This is a genomic window from Streptomyces sp. NPDC059957, from assembly GCF_042730015.1.
GTDB lineage: Bacteria > Actinomycetota > Actinomycetes > Streptomycetales > Streptomycetaceae > Streptomyces.
In genome coordinates this window covers 24036-47156 of record NZ_JBHWMB010000004.1, presented here as the reverse complement: position 1 = coordinate 47156, position 23121 = coordinate 24036, and the positions used below count along the sequence as shown (strand labels likewise).

The 23121-nt window shown below is 70.2% G+C and carries 22 protein-coding genes; 16 read left to right on the top strand and 6 right to left on the bottom strand.

Annotated features, from left to right (window positions below):
• Window positions 1-162: 162 nt before the first annotated feature.
• The 4 genes from ACFWBW_RS04125 to ACFWBW_RS04110 all read right to left on the bottom strand — a co-directional run bounded on the left by ACFWBW_RS04125 (window position 163) and on the right by ACFWBW_RS04110 (window position 3642).
• A complete protein-coding gene (locus tag ACFWBW_RS04125; RefSeq protein WP_385368168.1) occupies window positions 163-1401 on the bottom strand; it encodes an amidohydrolase family protein in 1239 nt (412 codons plus the stop codon).
• Between the two features lie 67 nt (window positions 1402-1468).
• Entirely contained in the window at window positions 1469-2584 is a 1116-nt protein-coding gene (locus ACFWBW_RS04120) for an MAB_1171c family putative transporter (RefSeq protein WP_385368166.1), read from the bottom strand.
• A gap of 2 nt (window positions 2585-2586) precedes the next feature.
• Window positions 2587-2940 (bottom strand): hypothetical protein, encoded by a 354-nt coding sequence (locus tag ACFWBW_RS04115; protein WP_385368164.1) that lies wholly within the window; start codon window positions 2938-2940, stop codon window positions 2587-2589.
• Window positions 2941-3189: 249 nt separating this feature from the next.
• Window positions 3190-3642 carry a helix-turn-helix domain-containing protein gene (locus tag ACFWBW_RS04110; RefSeq protein ID WP_385368162.1) on the bottom strand — a complete coding sequence of 151 codons (453 nt, stop codon included), beginning with the start codon at window positions 3640-3642 and terminating at the stop codon, window positions 3190-3192.
• Between the two features lie 248 nt (window positions 3643-3890).
• On the opposite strand from ACFWBW_RS04110, the gene ACFWBW_RS04105 reads away from it, so the two are divergent.
• From ACFWBW_RS04105 to ACFWBW_RS04045, 13 genes are all read left to right on the top strand, one after another.
• The gene (locus ACFWBW_RS04105; RefSeq protein WP_385368160.1) at window positions 3891-4325 is read left to right on the top strand and encodes a GntR family transcriptional regulator; all 435 of its coding nucleotides are present in this window, start codon (window positions 3891-3893) and stop codon (window positions 4323-4325) included.
• Window positions 4326-4607: 282 nt separating this feature from the next.
• A complete protein-coding gene (locus ACFWBW_RS04100) occupies window positions 4608-4727 on the top strand; it encodes a keywimysin-related RiPP (RefSeq protein WP_385368158.1) in 120 nt (39 codons plus the stop codon).
• A 176-nt stretch (window positions 4728-4903) separates the two neighbouring features.
• A complete protein-coding gene (locus ACFWBW_RS04095; RefSeq protein ID WP_385368156.1) occupies window positions 4904-6523 on the top strand; it encodes an asparagine synthase-related protein in 1620 nt (539 codons plus the stop codon).
• A gap of 12 nt (window positions 6524-6535) precedes the next feature.
• Window positions 6536-6787, top strand: a complete 252-nt coding sequence (locus ACFWBW_RS04090) for a lasso peptide biosynthesis PqqD family chaperone (RefSeq protein ID WP_385368154.1) — start codon at window positions 6536-6538, stop codon at window positions 6785-6787.
• Complete coding sequence (locus ACFWBW_RS04085; RefSeq protein WP_385368152.1) at window positions 6784-7224, top strand: lasso peptide biosynthesis B2 protein; 441 nt, start codon at window positions 6784-6786, stop codon at window positions 7222-7224. Before ACFWBW_RS04090 ends, ACFWBW_RS04085 begins: the two co-directional genes overlap by 4 nt.
• Window positions 7221-8984: an ABC transporter ATP-binding protein gene (locus ACFWBW_RS04080; RefSeq protein ID WP_385368150.1), complete on the top strand. Its 1764-nt coding sequence runs from the start codon at window positions 7221-7223 to the stop codon at window positions 8982-8984. The genes ACFWBW_RS04085 and ACFWBW_RS04080 overlap by 4 nt, the downstream gene beginning before the upstream one ends.
• Window positions 8985-8989: 5 nt before the next feature.
• Window positions 8990-9238, top strand: a complete 249-nt coding sequence (locus tag ACFWBW_RS04075; protein ID WP_385368419.1) for a response regulator transcription factor — start codon at window positions 8990-8992, stop codon at window positions 9236-9238.
• A 127-nt stretch (window positions 9239-9365) separates the two neighbouring features.
• Window positions 9366-9542, top strand: coding sequence for an FDLD family class I lanthipeptide (locus ACFWBW_RS04070; protein WP_319720746.1), 177 nt, complete (start codon window positions 9366-9368; stop codon window positions 9540-9542).
• A gap of 109 nt (window positions 9543-9651) precedes the next feature.
• On the top strand, window positions 9652-10989 hold the full coding sequence (locus tag ACFWBW_RS04065; protein ID WP_385368148.1) for a lanthionine synthetase C family protein: 1338 nt from the start codon (window positions 9652-9654) through the stop codon (window positions 10987-10989).
• Between the two features lie 5 nt (window positions 10990-10994).
• Window positions 10995-14057 carry a lantibiotic dehydratase gene (locus tag ACFWBW_RS04060; RefSeq protein ID WP_385368146.1) on the top strand — a complete coding sequence of 1021 codons (3063 nt, stop codon included), beginning with the start codon at window positions 10995-10997 and terminating at the stop codon, window positions 14055-14057.
• A complete protein-coding gene (locus ACFWBW_RS04055; RefSeq protein ID WP_385368144.1) occupies window positions 14054-15838 on the top strand; it encodes an ABC transporter ATP-binding protein in 1785 nt (594 codons plus the stop codon). The genes ACFWBW_RS04060 and ACFWBW_RS04055 overlap by 4 nt, the downstream gene beginning before the upstream one ends.
• Before the next feature lie 36 nt (window positions 15839-15874).
• Window positions 15875-16810 (top strand): LLM class flavin-dependent oxidoreductase, encoded by a 936-nt coding sequence (locus ACFWBW_RS04050; protein ID WP_385368142.1) that lies wholly within the window; start codon window positions 15875-15877, stop codon window positions 16808-16810.
• A gap of 58 nt (window positions 16811-16868) precedes the next feature.
• The gene (locus tag ACFWBW_RS04045; protein ID WP_385368140.1) at window positions 16869-18113 is read left to right on the top strand and encodes an erythromycin esterase family protein; all 1245 of its coding nucleotides are present in this window, start codon (window positions 16869-16871) and stop codon (window positions 18111-18113) included.
• A gap of 2 nt (window positions 18114-18115) precedes the next feature.
• Here the strand turns inward: ACFWBW_RS04045 and ACFWBW_RS04040 are convergent, their stop codons facing one another.
• Window positions 18116-18445, bottom strand: coding sequence for a hypothetical protein (locus ACFWBW_RS04040; RefSeq protein ID WP_385368138.1), 330 nt, complete (start codon window positions 18443-18445; stop codon window positions 18116-18118).
• Window positions 18446-18987: 542 nt separating this feature from the next.
• Here ACFWBW_RS04040 and panD point away from each other — a divergent pair.
• Both panD and ACFWBW_RS04030 read left to right on the top strand, forming a co-directional pair.
• Window positions 18988-19407: an aspartate 1-decarboxylase gene (panD, locus tag ACFWBW_RS04035; protein WP_385368136.1), complete on the top strand. Its 420-nt coding sequence runs from the start codon at window positions 18988-18990 to the stop codon at window positions 19405-19407.
• A gap of 14 nt (window positions 19408-19421) precedes the next feature.
• A complete protein-coding gene (locus ACFWBW_RS04030) occupies window positions 19422-19784 on the top strand; it encodes a GNAT family N-acetyltransferase (RefSeq protein WP_385368134.1) in 363 nt (120 codons plus the stop codon).
• 278 nt (window positions 19785-20062) lie between these two features.
• Here ACFWBW_RS04030 and gndA read toward each other — a convergent pair whose 3' ends face one another.
• Complete coding sequence (gene gndA / locus ACFWBW_RS04025) at window positions 20063-21508, bottom strand: NADP-dependent phosphogluconate dehydrogenase (protein ID WP_385368132.1); 1446 nt, start codon at window positions 21506-21508, stop codon at window positions 20063-20065.
• 207 nt (window positions 21509-21715) lie between these two features.
• Between gndA and ACFWBW_RS04020 the strand changes: the two genes are divergently transcribed.
• Window positions 21716-22972, top strand: a complete 1257-nt coding sequence (locus ACFWBW_RS04020) for a transglycosylase family protein (RefSeq protein WP_385368130.1) — start codon at window positions 21716-21718, stop codon at window positions 22970-22972.
• The last annotated feature ends 149 nt before the right edge of the window (window positions 22973-23121 follow it).

Sequence of the window (23121 nt, the reverse complement as noted above, 5' to 3'; positions counted from 1 at the left end):
GCTGACCGATTGGACGCCTGGTCGGCGGCGTCACGACAGCCTGGTTCGCGTGGAAGTGCAGGCAGGGAGCCCTCTCGCCAGAGGGGGTCGATGTTCCTGATCTGCAGGTCAGAGCCACACCCGTGGGGCACAGGTCAGCAAGTGGTCAGCAAGTGGTCAGCATTAGTCCCGGTTACGTCCCGCACATGCGGTCATGGGTCGGAGCAAGGCTTCGGTCTCCGGGAGGTAGTGACGGCCGGCAGCCAACACAAGGCGGACGGCGCGCAGGGCCTGGAGGTCCTCCAGGGGGTTGCCGTCGACGATGAGGAGGTCGGCGCGGTAGCCGGGGGCGAGCAGGCCGGTGTCGTCCGCGATGCCCAGAGCCTGCGCAGTCTCCGTCGTGGCGAGGTCGACGACCTCTGCCGGGGTGAAGCCGATGTACTCGAAGAACTCCAGGCTGGAGACGAAGTCGTCGAAGACGGCCCGGGACACACCCGCGTCGGTACCGGCGATGAACCGTACGCCCTGTTCGCGCATCCAGCGCAACCGGTCGAACATCTCCTCGGCGCGCTCCGGTCCGAAGCGCCGGGCGAAGCCTCGCCAGTCGGGGCTGGCCGCCGGGCAGACCCGGATGCCCTTGGCCACAATGGCAGCGACGAGTTCCTCCCGTACGTCGAATCCGTCCCGCCCCATCCACGTGCAGTGCTCGATCGTGGCCACGCCCGCGGCGACGGCCGCGGCGATCCCCTCGGTGCCGTGCGCGTGGGCCGCGACCGGCAGCCCGGCCCCACTCGCCTCCGCCACCACGAGGCGCAGCTCCTCGGGGGTGAACTGCGCCTGCCAGCTGGGGGGTCCGTCCTTGGTGATGCCGCCGCCGGTGGCCATCACCTTGATGACGTCGGCGCCGAGCTCCGCGTTGCGCCGGACGGCCGCCCGGATGCCGTCGGCCCCGTCGACTTCGCCGCCGAGGAACCAGCAGTGTCCTCCGCGTCCGGTCAAGGGCGTGCCGGCGGCCAGGATGCGGGGACCGGGCCGCCGTCCATCGGAGATCTCGGCGCGCAGCCCTATGGCCAGCCCGCCTCTGTCGCCGAGATCGCGAACGGTGGTGACGCCCGCGCCCACGAGCTGCAGTGCTCTGTCGGCCATGCCCAGGATCAGTGCCGCATCGTCCGCTTCGCGCAGGGTGCCCACAGGATCCGGCCCGGCATCGAACGCAAGATGGACATGGGAGTCGATGAGACCGGGCAGCACAGTGGCACCCGGGAACGCGAAGGTGGGCAGGTCGCGTGGGGCACGGGCTTTGACGGCCGGCTGTGGGCCGACGGCGGTGATGACCCCGCCTTGGACGAGCACGGCCCCGTCGGTCAGATGCCGGCCGCGAGGGCCCGTCACGATGCGTGCCGCCGAGATCAGGCAATCCATGGAGATCTTCCTCTTGGGTGGGTGACATGTAAGAGTGGCGGCGCCTGGCTGAGACCAATGGCTCCGGCTACAGGGCGTCGGCGAGCAGAGCCAGCTGGCGTACGTCGTCCTCCAGGCTGTCGCCGTGCGGCAGGGCGATCGGCACGGCCTGCGAAGGTGCGGGTTCCCCGGCCGCGTACGCCGCGAGGGCCGCCCGTAGATGCCGCGCGGTGGATTCGATGGCGAGCTCGCCCGTCGAAGGGTGCTCTTCCGCTTCGAGCAGCGCGAGATGGGGGCTGATCCGTACCAGGCCGTCGCGGCACTCGATGGCGCGCCGATAGTAGCGTCGGTGGACGCCCCGGAGGCTCAAGGAGTCTCGCCAGGAGGGGTGCCCGCGGTGCAGGGCGTCCTCGGGGAACACCTGGTTCAGTGCTGTCCACAGCGGTGCCAGCCGCCGGTACACGCGGCGATGGTGCCACCACAGGCGCAGGCTCGCCCACCTCGTCGCCGACGCGGGATAGAGGACTCCGATGACGAAGAGCGGGATGGCGAGGTCGAGGAGGAGCTTGGCGCCGAGGATCGCCGGTCGGGGCACTTCGCCGCCGAGCCAGCGCACCAGGGTGAGTACTTCGCGTACGGCCGCGGCCGACACCATCGCGGTCAGTGCCCCCGCGATCAGCCAAAGGCCGGTCACGAGCGGCCGGCCCGACATGCGCGCGTAGCGCACGGTCCAGCGCAGCGCGACGGCGAGCGCGTACATCAGGTAGAGGCCCGCGGTGAGGTAGAAGACGGCGACTCCATCGGCCCGCATGCTCGCCGCCGCGTACGTGTGCGAGCGTTCGGCCTGGGGTGTGGCCGCCATTGCCGCGGTGATGACGAGGATCGTGATCCCCAGGGGGACCAGCTCCGCGCGGACGCGGGCGCGTCCCGTCTCGCGGTCCGAAACCGAGTGGATGAAGAAGCACTTGAGGAAGAAGACGGCGCCGAGCAGGAAGGCGTTCTGGAGCAGTTTGGCGGTCCCCTCGCCGATGAGCGCGTCGACGAATCCGGCCCCGCCCCGCGTGCCCACGGGAAAGGACAGCGTCGCGCACAGGAGGCAGAAGGAGACCGCCTGGATTAGCTTGTCGGTGGGCGAGGTGACGAGCCGGGCGATGTTCCAGACGAGTGCCAGGAGAAGGACGACCCCCAGGAGTGCGGACAGCACGGTCAGAGCCACCCCTGCCGGTCGCTGAGCGCCGTGTGGACGCGCTGGGCGGAGCGGTCCGCCGGTGCCGGCGGGGTGACGCGATCGAGCACGGATGCCCATTCCAGGATGATCGTCGCGACGAGTTCGGCCTCGCGTTCACGCTCGTCGTCGTACGAAGTGCGCCGCAACGCCTTCCTGATGACGTCGGGTGAGATGCCGGGCATCAACTCCGGCAGGGAGGCGGCGTCCGACGCGTCGCTTTCGTGATCGGCCAGGATGTGGCCCACCTCGTGCAGGATGATGTGGTCCTGATGCGCCTTGCTGGTTTCCCGCTGGTAAAAGATGTAGTCGGTCGACCCGCTGGCGATCCACACACCAAACGGGCCCGGCACGGGCAGCGGGTGGGGGACGAGCCGGATGGGCCGGCCGCGGAATGCTCCCAGGAGCTCACAGAGGACCTCGACCCGTAGGGGAGGTTCGATTCCCAGGGACTGAAGGGTGCGCTTGCAGTGCTTCCGTAACGCTCGCTCGTCCAAAGGAGTTTCTCCGCGTGCAGATTGCCGGTTCTGTATAGCTTTGCCATCCAACAAGGCCTCAGGGGTGGCAAAACAGAGGGAATCAAGTCAATCGTCCTGCGGTCTCTCCCGCTCTGCCTGCTCCAGCCGGTACACGACGTCGAGCAGGTCCATCACCTGCTTGCGGTGCTGTTGCGTCAGCTGTCCGGCGCGCATGGCCATCAGTTTCACGTCACTGCCCTGGGAGGCCTCGTGCAGCCGGGCCTGCTCGGCGGCCAGGCGGGCAAGCTGCTCCGTGACGCGGGCCGTGGTCTCGTCCTCGACGAAGTAGGCCGTGGGTACGCCGAAGAACCGGGCCAGGGCCTGGAGGTGCTTGAGGGTCGGGTTGGTCTTCTTGCTCTTGCGCAGCTGCCAGATGTAGCTCTGCGAGATGGGCGTGCCGGCCTCCCGGACCGCAGCGGCGACCTGCTCGTTGCTGTACTCGTGGCCGGGGTCCGGGCGCACGGTGGCGAACAGCTGGTTGAGCTTGTCGGCGAGGCTGAGACCCGACTCTTCAGACATGGCACCTACTTCGCCGCGAGTTACCGCTTCCACTGTGGTGAGACCAGGCAAACCACAGTGTTGCCACACCAGTTGAAGTGGGTCAACCCCTCGGCTACGGTGTCGGGGCGCAACGCTGTCGACTGACGTAAATGCGTTGCCTCCACCGCCTTCCACGGGAGTCGATGGAGAAACGGGGCGTCACTGGAGCCGTGCTTCCCGCCGTGACAAGGCCAGGACGTACGGCCTGGGGGAGAGGGCACGTACGGATGGCATCTGCACCGGACCCGACCATCACTGATCCGAGCGGCATTCAGGGAGCCGCCGGGACACCGCTGTATGCCCGGATCAGGGCGCGGCTGAAGCTTGAGATCGCATCCGGGGAGTACGCGCAGGGTGAGCACCTGCCCCCGGCTGACGAATTGGCCAGAAAATACGGGGCGAACAAGAACACCATTCTGCGGGCTCTTCGTCTGCTGCGGAGTGAAGGAGTGGTCGACTTCGGGCGGGGGCGCGGCGCGGTCGTACTCCATTCCGCCCAGCGGGTCGAACTCGCCGATCTCTCCGTACAGCTAAGGCAGTTCGTCCGGCTCGCCGACGAGTCGGGGATACCGCGCGGGGCCATCATCTCCGCCATTCAACGGATGCCGCGTGTGCCGGCCGGTGCGCGTGGCGGGTCGGGCGGGCGTCGGGAGTGGTGCTAAGAGAGCTCATGCGGAGAGTGAAGAAGCCACCAAGGGAACTAGCCCGGTTTTCGGGGGTCAGCCCCTCGCAGGCGGCGGTCACAGCCGCCGCCTGGTCCTCATTCCCGCAGGTGAGCGGCGTAGGGGTAGTGCCTGCCGAGCCGGAGCCGTTGTGATGTCACAGGCCGTGGTCGGCCCCCTGATTCCTTGATCTGGCGAACGCCCGTGGACGACGATTTCCTCAGACCGCGGGCCGCTCCTCAAGTCCGCGGCATCGTTTCCGAAGGAATAAGGAGAAAGATCATGGCCAAGAAGATCTACGAGGTTCCGGCCCTGTGCAAGGCCGGAGACTTCCGCAAGGACACCGGATTCCTGAAGCGCGGCCCGCATGAGCCGAAGGTCCGTCTGCCGCTCGGCTGGTAACTCCGATGTCAGGTCACGGCGAGGGCTGGTTCGTAGCGCTACCGGACTGTGAGGCCGCTCTCGCCGTGGCCTCCCGGATCGGGCCGCGAGCCGCAAACGTACTCAGATATCCGTCGGGGAACGCTTTCCTCCTCGGCGAGTGGGGCGGCTCCGTCACCGCGGTAAGCGGTCACGGAATGTCCGTCACCCTGATCGGCATCTGCCCGGTCGACGAAGACAAACTCCGCGCCCGGCTCGCCGGTCTGCGTGATCTCGCGGCGCTGGACCGCGTTCTCGCACGGCTGCCGGGAGACTTCCACCTCATCGCCCACGCCGACGGCGTCGTCCGGGCCCAGGGGACGGCGGCAGGGCTGCGCCGGCTCTTCCACGCCACCGTGGAGGGTGTGCCGGTCGCCGCCAACCGTGCCGACGTCCTGGCCCGGCTGCTGAACGCGCCGCTGAACGAGGAGATCCTCGCCCTGCGGCTGCTCGACTCGGTTCCGCACCCCCTCGGGGACGTGCCGCTGTGGCGCGGTGTGCACGCGGTGCGACCCGGGGACTACCTCCGGATCACCCGGCACGGCGCCACGGACGTCCGCTGGTGGGAACCGCCGCGCACCCATGTCTCGATCGCCGAGGGAGCGGACGCGTTACGGAGGGCACTCGAAGAGGCGGTACACGCCCGTACGGGCGTGGCCGGAAAGATCAGCGCCGACCTGTCGGGCGGCCTCGACTCGACCACCGTGTGCGGCATCGCCGCCCGGGCCGGAGCGGCTCCCATCGCACTCACCCTGCCCAGCAGGGATCCGGGGGACGACGACGTCTACTGGGCCCGGCTGGCCGGAGCGGGGATGGCCTGCTCGGAGCACATTGAGCTCGACATCGACGAACTACCGCTTTTCTACAGCGGATTGCTCGATGTCACCGGCCCGGTGGACGAACCGCTGCCCACCATCCTCGACCAGCCGCGGCAGCTCGCGGGGCACGCCGCGCTGCTCGCCCGCGGCAGCGAGCTGCATCTCACCGGGATGGGCGGCGACCACGTCCTGTGGGGGCACCCCGCACACCACCGGGACCTGCTGCTCACCCGCCCGCTCGCCGCGCTGCGCAGCATCCGCGGCTACCGGGCCCAGAACCGGTGGTCGATCCGCGAGACGCTGTCCGTCCTGGCGGACCGCAGGCCGTACGGCCGGTGGCTCGCGGACGTAGCCGGCGGGGTCGCCGCCCCGCGGGCTGCACCGCACAGCGCGGACGTCTTCGCCTGGGACATCCCCCCGCGGCTGCCGAGCTGGGTGACCCCGGACGCGGCCGTGACCGTACGCGACGCCCTGCGGGACGCCGCGCGGACGGCCCAGCCCCGCGGAGCGACCCACGCCCTGCACAACGAACTGCACACGCTCCACCACGGCACCCGCGCCACCCGCATCCTCCACCAGGTCGCCGAGCACAGCGGACTGCCGCTGGCCAGCCCGTTCCTCGACGACCACGTGGTGCGGGCCTGCTGGTCGGTGCGGTCCGAGGAGCGCACGACCCCGTGGGAGTTCAAGCCGCTTCTGAAAGCGGCCATGCGCGGACACCTGCCCGACGCCCTCCTGCGGCGGACGACCAAGGGAGAGGCGTCCGCCGACGACGCCAACGGACTGCGGGAGAACCGCAGCCGCCTCGTCGAGCTGTGGGAGGACTCCCACCTGGCCCGGCTCGGCCTGATCGACAAGGAGCGGATCGTGGCGACCACGCTCCGCCCGTCCTCACCGGAACTCCGGTACGGCGGGCTGGACTCGACGCTCGCCTGCGAGATCTGGCTCCGCACTATCTGAAGAAGGCTGCACATGCGACTGCGTGACGAGGTGTCCCTCGTGGATACCGATTACGGAAAGATCCTGCTGGACGGGCGCACGGGGGCGTACTGGGAACTCAACCCGACGGGCAGCTTCGTCCTGTCCGGACTGCTCGGGGGAGACGACCCAGAGGGGATCGCCGCCGGCCTGAGCGCGGAGTTCGAGGTGGACGAGGAGCAGGCGAAGTCGGATGTGTCCGACCTCGTGCGTGCGCTGCGCGACGCCCGGCTGGTGGGCCGGTGAGTTTCCACGCCGTCCCGGAGTCCCGGGTCGCCATGCCGCTGACCCACCGCCTCGCCGGCCGCTTGGCGGTGGCCGTGGCTCATCCCCTCGTGCGGCTGCCCCCGCACCGCCTCGCCGGGCTGCTCGGCCGGGTGGCCCGTGGCGCCCGCCCGGCCGGTTACGACCAGGCCCACCGGGCCCGTACGGCCGTGACCACCGTCAGTGCGATGTGCGCGGGACGCGAGGGCTGCCTTCCGAGGTCCGTCGCCACCGCGCTGCTGTGCCGGGCCCGCGGGGTCTGGCCCACCTGGTGCGTCGGGGTGCGCTCCGCCCCGCCCTTCGGCGCGCACGCCTGGGTGGCGGCGGAAGACCGGCTCGTCGGCGAGGACCTCCCCGACGACTACTTCCGCGTCCTGCTGCGTGTGCCCCCGTATCCCGGGGAGAAAGGCTCTCGATGACCAGCCCCGCCACGGACTCCCTCCGCGTCCGTGATCTCCTCCTCCTGGTCCGGGACAGCCGGCGCACGGTGACCTGGGCGCTCGCCTTCACCGTCACCGGAACCGGCCTCGGCCTGCTCCAGCCGCTCCTGACCATGCGGCTCATCGACCGGGTCGGAGCCGGCGATCCGATCGCCGCCCTGGTGGCGGTTCTCGCCGTCCTCTTCCTCGCCCAGGCGGCCATCGAGGCCGTCGGCCAGTACCTGCTCGACGTCACGGGCGAAGGCGTGGTGCTGGGGCTGCGGCGCAGGCTGATCAGCCGACTGCTGTTCGTACGCGTCCGGGAGTTCGACGGGCAGCGCGTAGGGGACCTGCTCTCGCGCGTGGGCACCGACACCACAGTGCTGCGTGACATGGTGGCGAGCAGCCTCGTCCAACTGGTCACGGTGACACTGACCGGGCTGGGCGCCACCGCGCTCATGCTGTGGATCGATCCGATGATGTTCCTCGTGGTCATCGGGGCCATCCTGGTGGCGGCCGTCCTCGTCACCGGGGTCATGGTGGGGATCCGCAGTGCCACCGAGCAGGCTCTCACCAGCGTAGGCACGATGACCGCCAACCTGGAGCGGGCGCTCGGCAGCATCCGCACCGTGCGCGCCAGTCGGGCCGAGCGCCGCGAGTGCGACCGCATCGGGGCGGACGCCGAAGTGGCGTACGACAGCGGTGTGCGCTCGGCGCGGCTGGGATCCGTCGTCGGGCCGGCCATGGAGATCGCGGTCAACGGCTCCTTCCTGCTGGTGCTGCTGATCGGCGCGGTCCGGGTCTCCCGGGGAACGATGCCGGTCAGTGAACTCGTCGCGTTCCTGCTCTTCGCGACGTACCTGGTGATGCCGCTGGCCGGGCTGTTCAACGCCCTCAGCCTGATCCAGCGGGGGCTCGGCTCGCTGCGCCGCATCGAGGAGGTTCTCCAGCTGCCCGTGGAGACCGCGGACGGGACAGGTCCACCGCAGTCCGTCGATGCCGCAGCCCCCCTGCTGGAGCTGCGGGACGTCTCCTTCTCGTACGGCGAACGGCTTGTACTGGACCGGGTCTCCTTCATGCTTCCCCGCACGGGTCAGATCGCCATGGTGGGACGCTCGGGCGCCGGGAAATCCACGATCCTCTCCCTCATCGAAAAATTCTACGAACCCGACGAGGGAGAAATTCTCTTCGAAGGGGCGGACATCCACCCCATGGCCCACGGCGATTACCGCGCCCGCGTCGCACTGGTGGAACAGCACGCACCCCTGCTGTACGGATCTTTGCGGGGAAATCTCGTCTACGCGGCGCCCGAAGTGGACGAGGAGAGAATCCGGGAGGTGCTTGGCCTGGTGAATCTCACCGAACTGGTGGACCGCCTTCCCGACGGCCTTGAAACGGAAGTCGGGGAAAGAGGTTTCAATCTCTCCGGAGGTGAGCGGCAGCGCGTCGCCATAGCCCGCGCCCTGCTGGCCCGGCCGCGCCTGCTGCTGCTCGACGAACCCACCTCCCAGCTCGATCCCATCAATGAGCTCGAGCTCACCCAGGTCATGCGCCGGGTGTCCCGGGAGTGTGCGTTGCTCGTCGTCGCGCACCGGATGTCGACCGTGCGGGCCGCGGACCGGATCGTGGTCCTCGACGGAGGCCAGGTGAGTTCGATGGGGACCCACGAGTCCCTGCTCGGTGGAGACGCCTTCTACCGGCGGCTGGTGACCAGCCACCTCATTCAGGCCACTGGCGACAAGGAAGCCCGAGTCCATTGAAAGAGATGAGGAACGGCCCGCGGTGGAAGCCGGCGCTGGGCCGCGTCCACCGGCTCACCCCACGGGAGAAGGAGACCTTCCTCCTCCTGGCCGAAGGGCTCTCGAACGACTGGATGGCGCAGCGGATGCACGTGACCGAGCGCACCGTACGCGCCCACGTCTCGGCCGTTATGGAAAAGCTGGAGCTGCAGTCCCGCTATTCCGCGTGCCTGGCCGCCTACGCGTTCGGTGCGGAGTCACCCGACCATTCGTGAACAATATTGTCGCCGACGACAATAGGAACCGGTTCATCACTGCGGCAGCATTCTTCGTGTGCCGGGCAACAGCCCGCACGGACCAGTCGGAATACCGGTTGGGACACCGAACGGGAAGGAACAGAAAATGTCTGACATCTTCGACCTGGACGCCCGGGTTACCGCACCTGCCACCCCCAATGGCGAGCAGTCCCCGATGTCCGTCTCCACGATCGCCACGCGCACGATCTGCACCCGGGTCGGCTGCCAGGTCACCAAGACCTGTGCCTGCACCTCGATGTGCACGATCATGTGCCGCAAGTGACGGCAGAGGTCCAGTAGATGAATGACGGGTGCTGCCGTGAGGCTGACACGGCAGCGCCCGTCGCCATTGTCGCGCAAACAGCCTCGTCGACGAGACAAGGAACCCATCCATGCACAACATCCATCACGCTACGGACCTCCGGGTCCGTGTGGAAGAAGATTCCCTCGTCGACCGAGCGCACACATGGATCCGCCTCGTAGCGGAACGCACCGCCACCACCGCGCAGTTGTCCGAACTCGCGCTCCGCGCCGCCGAACAGGCCGACCACCCCGCAGGCTGGTACCCGCCCAGCCTCACCCACGGGCAGGCCGGCTCGGCCCTCCTCCACCTGTACGCCGCCCGCACCGGGCTCGGCCGGTACGACGACGCCTTCGGCCACATACGCGAGGCGGTGCTGGCGACGCAGATGGAACCGCTGCAGGGCCCGGGGCTCTTCGCCGGAACGAGCGGACTCGCCCTGGCACTGGCCGACTGCACCCGCGACGAGCCCCGCTTCCAAGGCAGCCTGGACAGGCTCCACACCCAACTCGCCGACCAAGTCCTGGAAACCGCGTTCTCCACGGTCGAGCGCGAGGTCAGCGACCTGGACTACGACCTCGTCACCGGGGCCGCCGGCACACTGGCCTACCTCGCCTCGGTCACGGACCCCACCGACCGGCTGCGCGAGGCGGCAGCCCACCTCGTCGACTACCTGGTGTGGCTGGCAGGTCCGGCCACCACACCCGGCACCCCGCACCGCTGGCTGATCACCTCCGGGCTGTACCCGCCGGGCGGCAACCACCTGGAGAGGTACCCCCACGGGTACCTGAACCTCGGCTTCTCCCACGGCGTGCCGGGCGTGGCGGCCGCCCTCGCGGTCGCCTGGCAGGCCGGGCACCGACGCCCCGGCCAGGCGGCGGCCATCGCATCACTCACCTTCTGGATCCTGGCCCAGCGGCGCGCCGACCAGTACGGCCCGTTCTGGACGGACGGCACGCCCGTCGACGCGGACGGCCGGGAGTCCACGGTCGAACGCGGGCACGACCAGCTGGCCTGGTGCTACGGAACCGCAGGTGTGTCCGCCGCCCTCCTGGCCGTCGCGGACGCCACCGGCGACACCGTGCTGCGCGGCGCCGCCGTCGAGGCCTTCGACGGCGTACTCGCCCGGGCCGAGGGCGTGAGGCTGCCGTCCCCCACCCTGTGCCACGGTCACGCCGGGCTGGTGATGCTCTGCCAGGAGTTCGCCCCGTTGAGCCCCCGCGCCCGCGACGGGCTGCCGCGGCTGCTCGAAGACCTCCTCGCTTACGGCGACGCCTCGCTCCCCGTGTGCTTCGCCGACCAGGAGGTCCCCGGCAACCACGTGGACGACCCCACACTCCTCACCGGAGCCACCGGCGTCGCGCTCACGCTCCTTTCAGCCACCGGCATCGAGCGGCCGCTGTGGCTCCGTACCTTCCTCGCCAGGTGATCGCGATGTCCTCCTACGAACCCGCCGGCTTCTTCCTCCTGCGGTCGCCCACCCTGCCCGCCCGCACCTTCCTCGACGTCACCGCCGACCCCGCCGGCACCCGCGAGCGGCTGCTGGACCTAGCCCGGCGCCCCGACGTACGGCGCGCCCTGCTCGTGGCGAGCGAAGACCTCACCGCCACGCTGGCCCGGCTCGACCAGACCGGTGCGAAGAAGGCCGGGCGCGTCCAGTCCCGGCTGCTGCGCTACCTCACCAGAATGTCCACCCGGCCCACCCCGTTCGGCACGTTCGCCGCCGTGGCCATGGGGACTTTCGGGCCGCACACCTCGGCGCTGCTGGGCAGTCCGCCGGTCAAGGCGGTGCGGGCCCGGGCGGACATGGGCTGGCTGCTGTCGTGGATCAAACAGCTGGAGGAGGACCCCGTACTGCTGCGCGAGCTCCATCTTGTGCTGAACCCGATGGCGCACCTCGCCGGCGATCGCGTGGTCCTTGCGCAGGCGGACAAGTACGGTCAGGATGACAACAGGTCGGTACGGATCCGGGCCACGCCCGCCGTCGACGCGGTGATGCGCACGACCGGCACACCCGTTGCCTACCAGCAGCTGACCGCCGAGCTCGCCGCCGTCTTCCCCGGGGCGGACGAGAGCGCGATCGACGGCCTGGTCCGCCAGATGTGGGAACTCGGCTTCCTCACCAGCGACTTACGGCCGCCCCAGACGGCTGCCCGCCCCGAGACGCACCTGCTGAAGCGGCTCGCCGGCCTTCCCGCGGCCGCCGACGCGGCGGACCGGCTGCGCACGGTGGCCGCCCTCGCAGAGCGAGCCGTGGACGAGGCCTCCTTCAAACAACTCAGCGCCGCGCAACGCACCCTGTTGCCCGGCTACACCGGCCAGACGTACCAGGCCGACGCTTCCCTCGACCTGCGCGCGCCGCACATCAACGCGGCCGTCGGGGAGGCGTCCGCCGACGCGGTGGGCGTCCTCATGCGGCTCAGCGCCACTCTCGGCACCGACAGCCATCTGACCAGGTACCGGGAGGAGTTCACCGAGCGCTACGGCGCGGGCGCCCGGGTGCCGGTCCAGGCGCTGCTCAGCCCGGACACGGGTCTTGACGCGCCTCCCACCTACACCAATCCCGCACGAGGGGTCGAGCTGCCCGCCTCCCCGCTCCCGGACACCCGCCGGATGGACGAGGTGCTCGTCGCGTTCGCCCAACAGGCTTGGTGGAACGGCGAGCTCGAGGCCGAGCTGACCGACTCCTGGCTGGAGCGGCTCGCCCCGGACAGCGGCGCGGGCGGCTCCCGTGCCGCTGACTGGCCGCCGGCCATGGACGCCTACCTGCAGATCGAGGCGCAGGACCGGGATGCGATCGACCGCGGTGAATGGCGTGCGGTCATGCGCGCCGACGGACTGGCCCACGGCGGCCGTACGTTCGGACGCTTCTGCGACCTGCTCGGCGAGGGATCGGTCGAGCAGCTGCGCCGCTACGCGGAGCGGGAAGAGGGTCTCTTCCCCGATGTCGTGTACGCGGAGCTGGCCTATCTGCCGCCCTACGGCCGGGCAGCCAACGTCGCCGTCCGCCCTTCCATCCGGCCGTACGAGATCCCGGTCAACACCGCCGCGTCGGTGAGGCCGGACCGGGTGATCGCGCTCGACGACATCCTGGTCGGAGCCACCGACCACCGGTTCTACCTGTGGTCCCAGCGCCTTGACCGTGAGGTCGTCGTGGCCCAGCACCACATGCTGAGCCCCACCCTTGCCCCGAACGTGGCCCGCTTTCTGCTCGAAGTGTCACAGGACGGGTACCTCATGCCTGCCGGGTTCTACTGGGGCCCACTGGAATCGGCCCCCTTCCTGCCGCGCGTGACGCGCGGCAAGGTGGTACTGCGGCCGGCCCAGTGGAGGCCGACCGCGCAGGACGCCCGGGACGCCGAGCACCTGACCGCCTGGCGCCACCAGTGGCGGGTACCCCGCTACGTCTACATGGCCGAGTCGGACCACCGGCTCCTGTGCGACCTCGAACACCCCCAGTTCCAAGCAGAGTTGCACGAGGAACTCAAGCGCCACCCGTCCGTCGTGCTGCACGAGATGCTCCCGGCGTTCGACGGCCTCTGGCTCGCCGACGACACGGGCGAGAAGTTCGCGAGCGAGGTGATCGTGCCCGTCGTCCTCAAGCAGGCGCGGCGCGTCACCCGACCGCCCGTCGAACGTCAGCCGTACGTACCGGTGGAACGCCATGTCCCCGGCGGTGCATGGTCGTACCTCAAGATCTACTCCGCCCCCGAGAGGCACGACGAGATCATCGCGGGCCCGTTGCGCGAGATCATCGCGGAGCTGCGTGAAGCGGAGCTCCTGGAGCGCTGGTTCTACATGCGCTACGCCGACCCGTTCCCGCACCTGCGGGTGCGCGTGCGTACCGCGGACGGGCCGGCGGTCCTGGCGCGGATTGCCGCCTGGGGCCACGGCCTGGTCGGTCGTGGGCCGGCCCAGGACATCGCGGTGGCGAGCTATGTGCCGGAGACGGCCCGGTACGGCGGGCCCGCCGTCTTCGACCCGGTCGAGGCGGTGTTCGAAGCCAACAGCGAGGCCACCGCCGCCCTCCTGGCCGAACATCCCGGCATCAAACCCGAGTTTCTGGCCGTCGCCGCACTGGACACCCTGTCCGCACAATGGGGCGTGCCGCTCGCGGACCGGGCGGCACCGCTCACGGGCGACGCGTACGAGGCGCAGACCCGCAAAGAGTTCCAGGCCCATCGCGACTACCTCTGTGAACTGCTCAGCCCCTGGGACCGGTACACCCACCCGGAAGGCAGCCGGGACCGGCTCCTCCTGGAGAGCGTGTTCGCCGCCCAGGCGGAGGCCGTCCGCCATGCGGCCGAAACCGTACGGCAGGCAGCCGCGCACGACGACCTGACGGGGTCCGAGGAACAGATCCTCGGCAGCCTCGCACATATGCAAGTCAACCGGCTGCTGCCGATCGACCTGCAGCGCGAGGCCCGTTGCCACAGCCTGTGGCGGCAGGCGCTCCACGCGGTCCGCGGCCGGCTCGCCGCCCGGGAGGGCCAGTGATCTGGTGGCGAGTGGTCCGGCTGTTCTGGCAGCTCAGCCCGGCCAGGGTGACGGCCTTCGCGCTGGTCTCCACGCTGTCGGCAGTGGTGCCCGCCACGCAGATCGCACTGACCGCGGCCGCGGTCCAGGACGTGGCGGACGCGATCACGGCGGTACCCGGCGCCCGCGAGTCCGCCATCCGGTACGGGCTGGCCCTGCTGGGCGTGGCCCTCGTAGGCCATGTTCTGGGGACCTGCGTCCAGTACCTCGACTCGCTCCTGCGGCTGGAGCTCACCACCAAGATCGGTGAGCGGGTGATGCGCAAGGGCACGCTGCTGGACCTCGAGCAGTACGAGGACGCGGAGGCCTACGACAACCTCCAGCGCGCCTTCCAGGAGAGCAACGGAGGCCGGGTCTACCAGGTGTTCACCCAGCTCCTGGAGGTCGGCCGCGAGCTGCTCACGCTGATCTCCGTGAGCGTCGTGCTGTTCTCCTGGAGCCCGTGGATCGCCCTGGTCATCCTCGTGTCCCCGGTCCCCTCCGTGATCGCGTACGTGATCTACAGCCACAAGGCGTTCGAGATCGAGTACCACCGCGCCGCGGATCGCCGGCGGCTGTACTACTACCAGTACCTGACCACCACCGACCACTCCTTCAAGGAGATCCGGCTCTTCCAGCTCGGCCCGTACTTCGTGGACCTCTACACGAGGCTCGTCCGCGCCTTCTTCCTGACCGACCGCAGCCTGGCCCGCCGTCAGTCGTTGATGGGCGGTCTGCTCGGCATGGTCAGCGTGCTCGTCTCATCCGGCGCGATGCTGTGGGCCATCCATACGTCCGCCACCACGGGGCAGATCGGGCAGCTGGCCGGGTACCTCCAGGCGATCGGGACCATCCAGGTCTCGGCGCACGGCATGCTCCTGGGCCTGGCCGCGCTCTACAAGGACACGCTGTTCCTGGGCAACCTCTTCGACTTCTTCGCCCTGCCGGAGCGCCGTATCAAGGGCGGCGCCCGTCCCTTCCCGCAGAAGTTGCGCCAGGGCATCGAGTTCCGCAACGTCAGCTTCATCTACCCCGGGACCTCGGCCCCAGTGCTCGACGACGTCAGCTTCCGTATTCCGGCGGGTGAGTGCGTGGCGCTCGTCGGCCAGAACGGTGCGGGCAAGACGACCATCGTCAAACTACTGACCCGCCTCTACGAGCCGACCGGCGGGCAGATCCTGATCGACGGCGTACCCGTGGAGGAGTACGACATCGACGAGCTCCAGCGGAACATGGGCGTCATCTTCCAGGATTTCATCCGCTACGAGATGTCGGTACGGGACAACATCGGCTTCGGCCGGGTCGAGGCCCGGGACGATGACAGCCGGATCGCCGAGGCCGCGGCCGCCGGCGGCGCCGGGCCGGTGATCGGATCGCTGCCGCAGCGCTACGACACCATGCTCGGCCGGCACTTCGAGGAAGGGCACCAGCTCTCGGGCGGGCAGTGGCAGAAGATCGCGCTGAGCCGGGCCTTCATGCGCAAGGCGCCCATCGTCGTGCTCGACGAACCGACCGCCGCGATCGACGCGGAAGCGGAGGCGGAGATCTTCGGACGGCTGCGGGCCATCGCCCACGAGGCGACCTCGCTGGTCATCGCGCATCGCTTCTCGACCGTGCGCATCGCCGACAGGATCATCGTGATCGAGCGCGGCAAGCTGATCGAACAAGGCGTGCACGACGACCTGGTGAAGGCCGGCGGCGTCTACGCCCACCTCTTCCATCTGCAGGCTTCGGGCTATCTGACCGAGGCCGGACCTCGCTGAAGGCGGGACATGCGCACATCGATCATCTTTCCCGAAATGGCGACCGACCCGCTCGAGGTGGCGCCCTTCGCGGAACTGGTGCGGGACGGGCCGGCCGAGCGGTTGTGGCAGGGGCAGTCCCTGACTCTGGAGACCCACCAGCTCTTCGCCCACCTGACCGGCATGGGCTACAGGATCCCGGTGGGCACGAGCGTCGTCCTCATGCCCCTGCGCCACCCCCTGGACGCGGCGGTGCAGGCCCGCTCCCTGGCACGGCTCACGGGCCACAGCGCGGTTCTCGGGCTGGGCCCCGCCACCCCCGACTTCGTCACCGCGCTGCACGGGGAGCCGTACAAGAGCCCGCGCGACGCGTGCGTGGGATACCTGGAGGAAGTGCGGGGGCTGCTGCACTCCGCCGAACACGGTGGGGCAGGCACTCTCGCCCTGCCCGGCATGGACCACCCAGGGGTGGAACTGGGACTGGGTGTGCTGCGCCCCGTCCTGGCGCGCGCCGCGGGTATGGTCGCCGATGTGGCGATCAGCTGGATGACTCCTCCCGGATACCTACGGGACGTCCTCGTGCCGGCCCTCGCCAAGGGCGCCGCCGAAGCAGGCCGCCACGACGGCCCGCGCGGCGGCCCCCGCCTGGTCACCGTCGCCCACGCGGCACTAGCCCGCCCCGGCCGAAACCCGTACCGCATCGCCTACACGGCGGCGCGCGCCCACCTCGGCACTACGCACTACACCGACATGCTGCGCCGGGCCGGCCTGCGCGTTCACCCCGCCCAGCCGAATCTGGGGGCTCGTACGCTGGTCGACTCGGGAACGTTCCTCTACGGCACCCCCGCGGAAGTCGCGGTGGGAATGGCCGAGTACGACCGGGCGGGAGTGGACGAACTCGTCCTCAACCTCGCGGGAGTGGGAGCCGAACACGGTTACGCCGCGGCCGTGGAGGACCTCCGGGAGATCCTCACGGCATTTCACGCGGGCTGACGGCGCTCGACTACGATCACGCGACGACAGGGCAGACATATTGGCCGAGGAGACTGCCGTGCCCGATGACATCACGCGCTGGTTATCCGCGAACGCGCTGGCCCTCAGCACCCTTTCCGCGGGTGAACCGTACGGCGACCTGGAGCCGTTGCGCGAGACGCTGCGGGACGTGCGGATCGTGGGCTTGGGGGAATCCACGCACGGTACGCGGGAGTTCTTCCTGCTCAAGCACCGGCTGCTGGAGTTCCTCGTCCGTGAGATGGGATGCGGGGCGCTGGCGATGGAGGCCAGCGAATCGGCGGCGCTGGCCGTGGACGCCTACGTGGGCGGCGCCCCGGGCGATGCCGTGCGACTGGTGTCACGGCTGGACTTCTGGACCTGGCGGACCCAGGAGATCCTCGCCATGGTCGAGTGGATGCGGAAGTACAACCGCACCGTCCCGGCGGCCCAGCGGGTGCGCTTCATCGGTATCGACCCGCAGCGCTGTGCGGACTCGGCCGCCGCGGTCGGCGCGTTCCTGGAGCAGGCCGCACCGGGCACCGCCGAGTCCGTACGGGAGAGCCTCGCCCTCCTCGCCACCTCCCGGCCCGGCTCACGGCCGGACTCCGGACGCGGCCTGTACGAGGAGGCCGTCGAGCTGGCCGGACTCCTCGAGGAACAGCGTGAGCGCCTCGCCGCCCGTACGAGTCCCGAGGCGGCCGCGGACGCGATCCGGCACGCCCGCATCCTGGTCCGCTGCGCCGACCTGATCACCCGGCCACTGCGGCCGAATCCCGGAGAGGAGAGCCTCTTCGCCGTCCGGGACCGCTACATGGCCGAGGCCGTCACCGCGCTGCTGGACGGCGCGGCCGGCCGTGTCGCCGTATGGGCGCACAACGGGCACATCGCGAAGGGCACTTACGCGGCCGGGGTGCCCGCACTCGGCAGCCTGCTGCGCCGCCACCACGGCGAGGCCTACTACGCCCTGGGCCTGTTCTTCGGAAAGGGGCAGTTCCGGGCCCGCCGGGGCAAGGCCACCACCGGCCCGGCGGTCCGGCACCGGATCGGCGGCGCGGGCCGGTCGGTCGAGTCCCGGCTCGCGGCCGCGGTACCGGGCGACTACCTGGTCGACCTGCGGGGCGGGGCGGCGAAGGCAGCACCCGCGGTGCGGGAATGGCTGCGCGGCCCCGGCCTCCAGCGCAGCTTCGGCGCCAACGTGCCCCGGTTCACCTACCGATTCCACCTCGCACCGCTCGTAGCCGCCGAGGAGTACGACGGGCTCGCGTTCGTGGCGAAGTCGACCTGCTCCCGCCCCCTGGAGTGATCTCACCCCAACAGGGAGAGGGCCGCGTCGAGGGTCAGTTTCCACATAGGTTCGGCCCCGGTCCCGAAGGCGGCGGCGAGCGCGTACCCCACCGCGGCGTCATCGGGCGTACGTCGGCTCTCGTGCTGCCACTCGGCCCCCACGCGGCCGTCGCCGACCGATGTGAAGACACCGATCCGCTCCCCGCCCAGCAGCAGCCTGCTCTCGCCGAGGGAGCATGGCACCATCCGGTACCGGTCGGCATCGACGCGGTATGAACGCCGGGTGAGGAATCCCTTCGCCGGAACCAGCCGTACCACCACCCCGTCCACGGTCATCGTGACCGCAGTCATGTCCCGTGTTCCGATGGGTACATGGGACTCCAGTGGCGTCCCCTCCGCCCTTCGCACCACGGCTTTGGGGATTCCCTCCCCCTCGATGACCAGTTCCCCGGCCTTGCCGTCCAGCCGGACGTCGACTCTCCCAAACAGCGGATCGCCGGCGGGAACGTACTCGAAGACGTGAGCGGACACGGGACTCCCTGCTCAAGGAAACTCGGACAGCCTGGCCCTTCCAGCATGGGGGAGGGCCACCCGCCGACCGTATGAGATCGGCCACCCGCTCCCTCCGGCGATCTGTTGAAGACGCAGAGCCTGATCCATGCGTTCAAGCCGCGGGACGAGAAGGGCGCTGTGGCTCCACTGTGGGCTTCCGTCGGGGGCGTGGAGGGGTTTCGCAGCGGCCTGACAATGCGTCAGAAAAGTCGGCAATTGGTCAGCGTGAGTCCTGAGAGACCTGGGGAAAGCTGACCGAACATGCGAATGGTTGTAATCTGCGGAGACCGCCCTTGACCTGCAAAAAGCAGGCAGGGAGCAGACAAATCAGGAGTTTCTCCGTGTTTCGAACCATGTTCAAGTCCAAGATCCACCGGGCCACCGTCACCCAGGCCGACCTGCACTACGTCGGGTCCGTGACCATCGACGCCGACCTCCTCGACGCGGCGGACCTGCTGCCCGGCGAGCTCGTGCACATCGTGGACATCACCAACGGGGCACGGCTGGAGACCTACGTCATCCGGGGCGAGCGCGGATCCGGGGTCATCGGGATCAACGGAGCCGCCGCGCACCTCGTGCACCCCGGTGACCTGGTCATCCTCATCAGCTACGGGCAGATGGAAGACGCCGAGGCGCGCGTGTTCGAGCCGCGCGTCGTCCACGTCGACGGCGACAATCGCATCATCGAGCTGGGTGTGGATCCGTCCGCCCCGGTTCCGGGAACGGACCAGGAGCGCAGCCCCCACGCGGTGGCTGTCTGAGGGGAGTCGGGACGATGTCGCAGACCGGGTCGAGTGAATCGATCAAGATCGTGGACGACCGCGCCGCCGGCCGGCTGCTGGCCGTCGAGGACGGGGCGGTGGTCGGTCACATCGCCTACTTCGTGCTCGCCGAGGTGCCCCACGCCCTCGTGGCGGTGCACACGATCGTCGAGCCGGGCCACGAGGGTCGCGGTATCGCCGGGAACCTGGTGAAGACCTTCTACGGGATCGCGGCCGACGAAGGCGTGCCCGTCGTCCCGCTCTGCCCGTACGCCGCGAGCTGGGCCGCCAAACACCCCGAGCAGGCGCCCGAGGCGCCGGCCGGGGTGGTGGCCGCAGCCAAGGCGCAGCTGGACTCGGACTCCGACCTCTGGTGACGCCGTCCGGCCCGCCCTACTGCCCCGCGGCCGCCCCGGGGCCGTAGGGCGTGCGCGCGACCCGGGACCGGGGGAGGCTGGAGGTATGACACAGCCTCCCGTCCCCGACCCGGTCCCGGTGCCGAATCCGTTCCCGGATCCGGCACCGCTGCCCCGGCCCGAGCCGCCGACACCGGGTCCGGTGCCCGAGCCGGACCCGGTTCCGCCGCCGCCCGGCCCCGCGCCGCAGCCCGCGCCGGAGCCGTGGAGCTGACGCGGAGCCGACCAGGCCTCGCGCGTCAGTCCGTACGGACTTCGGAGCGGTCGCCGCTCCACAGCGTGTGGTACGAGCCCTCGCGGTCGGTGCGCCGGTAGGTGTGCGCCCCGAAGAAGTCGCGCTGGCCCTGGGTCAGGGCCGCCGGGAGCCGCTCCGAGCGCAGGGCGTCGTAGTACGCCAGCGAGGCCGCGAAGGCCGGTACCGGAATGCCCTGGCGGACCGCCGCCACCAGCACCTCGCGCCAGTCGTCCTGCGCGGCGCCGATCTCATCGGCGAAGCCGGCGTCCGCCAGCAGGCTCGGCAGCTCCGGCCGGGCGTCGTACGCGGCGCGGATCCGGTCCAGGAACGCGGCCCGGATGATGCAGCCCCCGCGCCACAGCGAGGCCACCGCGCCCGGGTCCACGCCCCAGCCGTACTCCTCGCTGCCGGCCTGGATCTGGTGGAAGCCCTGCGTGTACGAGACGATCTTCGAGGCGTACAGGGCCTGCTCCACCTGGGCGGCGAAGGCGTCCGCCGCCCCGGCGGAGAGCGGCTCGGCCGTCGGCCCCGCGAGCCCCCGGGCGGCCGTGCGCAGCTCGCCGTGGCCCGATACCGCGCGGGCGAAGACCGCTTCGGCGATCCCGGACACCGGCACGCCCAGGTCGAGGGCGATCTGTACGGTCCAGCGGCCGGTGCCCTTCTGCTCGGCGGCGTCGGCGACCACGTCCACGAACGGCCGTCCCGTCGCGGCGTCCGTGTGCGCGAGCACCTCGGCGGTGATCTCGATCAGGTACGAGTCCAGCCGGCCCCTGTTCCAGGAGCGGAAGGTCTCGGCGATCTTCGCGGGGGAGTAGCCGGCCACCTCGCGCAGCAGGTGGTAGGCCTCGGCGATCAGCTGCATGTCGGCGTACTCGATGCCGTTGTGCACCATCTTCACGAAGTGCCCGGCGCCGTCGGGGCCCACGTGCGAGGTGCAGGGCGTGCCGTCGGCGGCCTTGGCGGAGATCTTCTCCAGCAGCGGCCCGAGCGAGGCGTAGGACTCCTCGGATCCGCCGGGCATGATGCTCGGGCCGAGCAGCGCGCCCTCCTCGCCGCCCGAGATGCCGACGCCCACGAAGTGCAGGCCCTGTTCGCGCAGCTCCTTCTCGCGGCGGCGGGTGTCCTCGAAGTGGGCGTTCCCGCCGTCGATGATCACGTCGCCCGGCTCCAGCAGCGGGGCGAACTCGCGGATCACCGCGTCGGTCGGCTCCCCGGCCTTCACCATGATGATCAGACGCCTCGGGCGCTCCAGCGCGTCCACGAACTCCTTCGCGGACCCGGCGGCCACGAAGGAGCCCTCGTGTCCGAACTCCTCCACGAGCGCCGTGGTCTTGGCGGTGGTGCGGTTGTGGACGGCGACGGTGAAACCGTTGCGGGCGAAGTTGCGGGCGAGGTTACTGCCCATCACCGCGAGTCCGGTGACGCCGATCTGGGCCGTGCTGCTGGTCATGTGCGTGCGCTCCTGAGTGCGTCGACAATGCATTCGATGTGCGGAGGAATGCAGGAACACCGACGCTACCCCCACGGAGATCCTTACCGCTGTCCTGCATTCGGCGCAAAACCAACTTCCGCCCGAACGCGTTGTGTTGTTCGCCTTGTCATGCCCCGGTCGTGGCGTTAGGTTGCGAGATTCCTGATGTCTTCGATGGGGGCTCCCATGGGTGTACGGGGCCGGCACCGCCGGTATCAGCCGAGCAGCATCAACCGTGCTTCGCTCGTCGTCACCGCCGGCGGAGCCGGAATAGCACTGCCCCTGATCGGAGCGGGCACGGGGCACGCCGCCTCGCTGGACACGTGGAGCAAGGTCGCCGCCTGCGAATCCACGAGCAACTGGCACATCAACACCGGCAACGGCTACTACGGCGGACTCCAGTTCAGCCAGAGCACCTGGCGTGCCTTCGGCGGAACCGCGTACGCGGCCCGCGCCGATCTGGCCACCAGGGAACAGCAGATCGCCGTGGCGGAGAAGGTGCTGAAGGGTCAGGGGCCGCAGGCCTGGCCGGTCTGCGGGAAGAAGGCAGGACTCAGCCGCAGCGGCCCGGCGCCGGCGCTCGGCGCGCAGGGCAAGGCGACGACCGGCCCGGGGAAGGCGACGGCCCCGAAGGTCGCGGCCCAGACCGCACCGAAGGCCACCCCGAAGACGGCCCCGAAGGCCGCTCCCCAGAGCACGACGCCCCGCCCGACCGGGACGTCCGTCCTGCCCGACCCGTACGTCGTCGCTTCCGGCGACTCGCTGTCGCAGATCGCCACCGAGCAGCACGTCGAGGGCGGCTGGCAGTCCCTCTACGCGACCAACCGGGCCGTCGTGGGCGGCGATCCGAACCTGATCTTCCCGGGGCAGAAGCTCACCCTGCGCGTCACGGCGGCGCCGCCCGCGCAGCCCGCGCCGAATCCGGAGAAGCCGCCGCGCACGGCCGAGCCGGTGAAGCCCGTGGCACCGGCGAAGCCCGCCGAGCAGGCCGGTAGGAAACCGGCCGAAAAGCCCGCGGAAAAGCCGCAGACCCCTTCCGGGGCCTTCAGCGCCCCGGTCGACGCGGGCCTCGGGACCTCCTACCGGGCCTCGGGCTCGGCCTGGTCCAGCGGCTACCACACCGGCATCGACTTCCCGGTGGCCACCGGCACCACGGTCAAGGCCGTCAGCAACGGGCAGGTCGTCTCAGCGGGCTGGGCCGGTGCGTACGGGTACCAGGTCGTCATCCGGCACACCGACGGCCGGTACTCCCAGTACGCGCACCTCTCGGCGCTCTCGGTCAAAGCCGGCTCGGCGGTCTCGGGCGGACAGCGGATCGGCCGCTCGGGCTCGACCGGCAACACGACCGGGCCGCACCTGCACTTCGAGATGCGCACGGGGCCCGGCTACGGCACCGACATCGACCCGCTGAGGTACCTGCGGGCGCACGGAGTCTCCATCTGAGGCAGGGGTCGCGGCCGAAACCGGAGTCCGGGTTTCGGCCGTAGCCGTAGCGGTCGCCCGAGCTGCAGCCGTCGCCTGAGCTGCAGCCGTCGCCGGAGCTGCAGCCGTCGCCGCTCCTGACGCCACGGGTACACGCCCGTCCCGGGGCG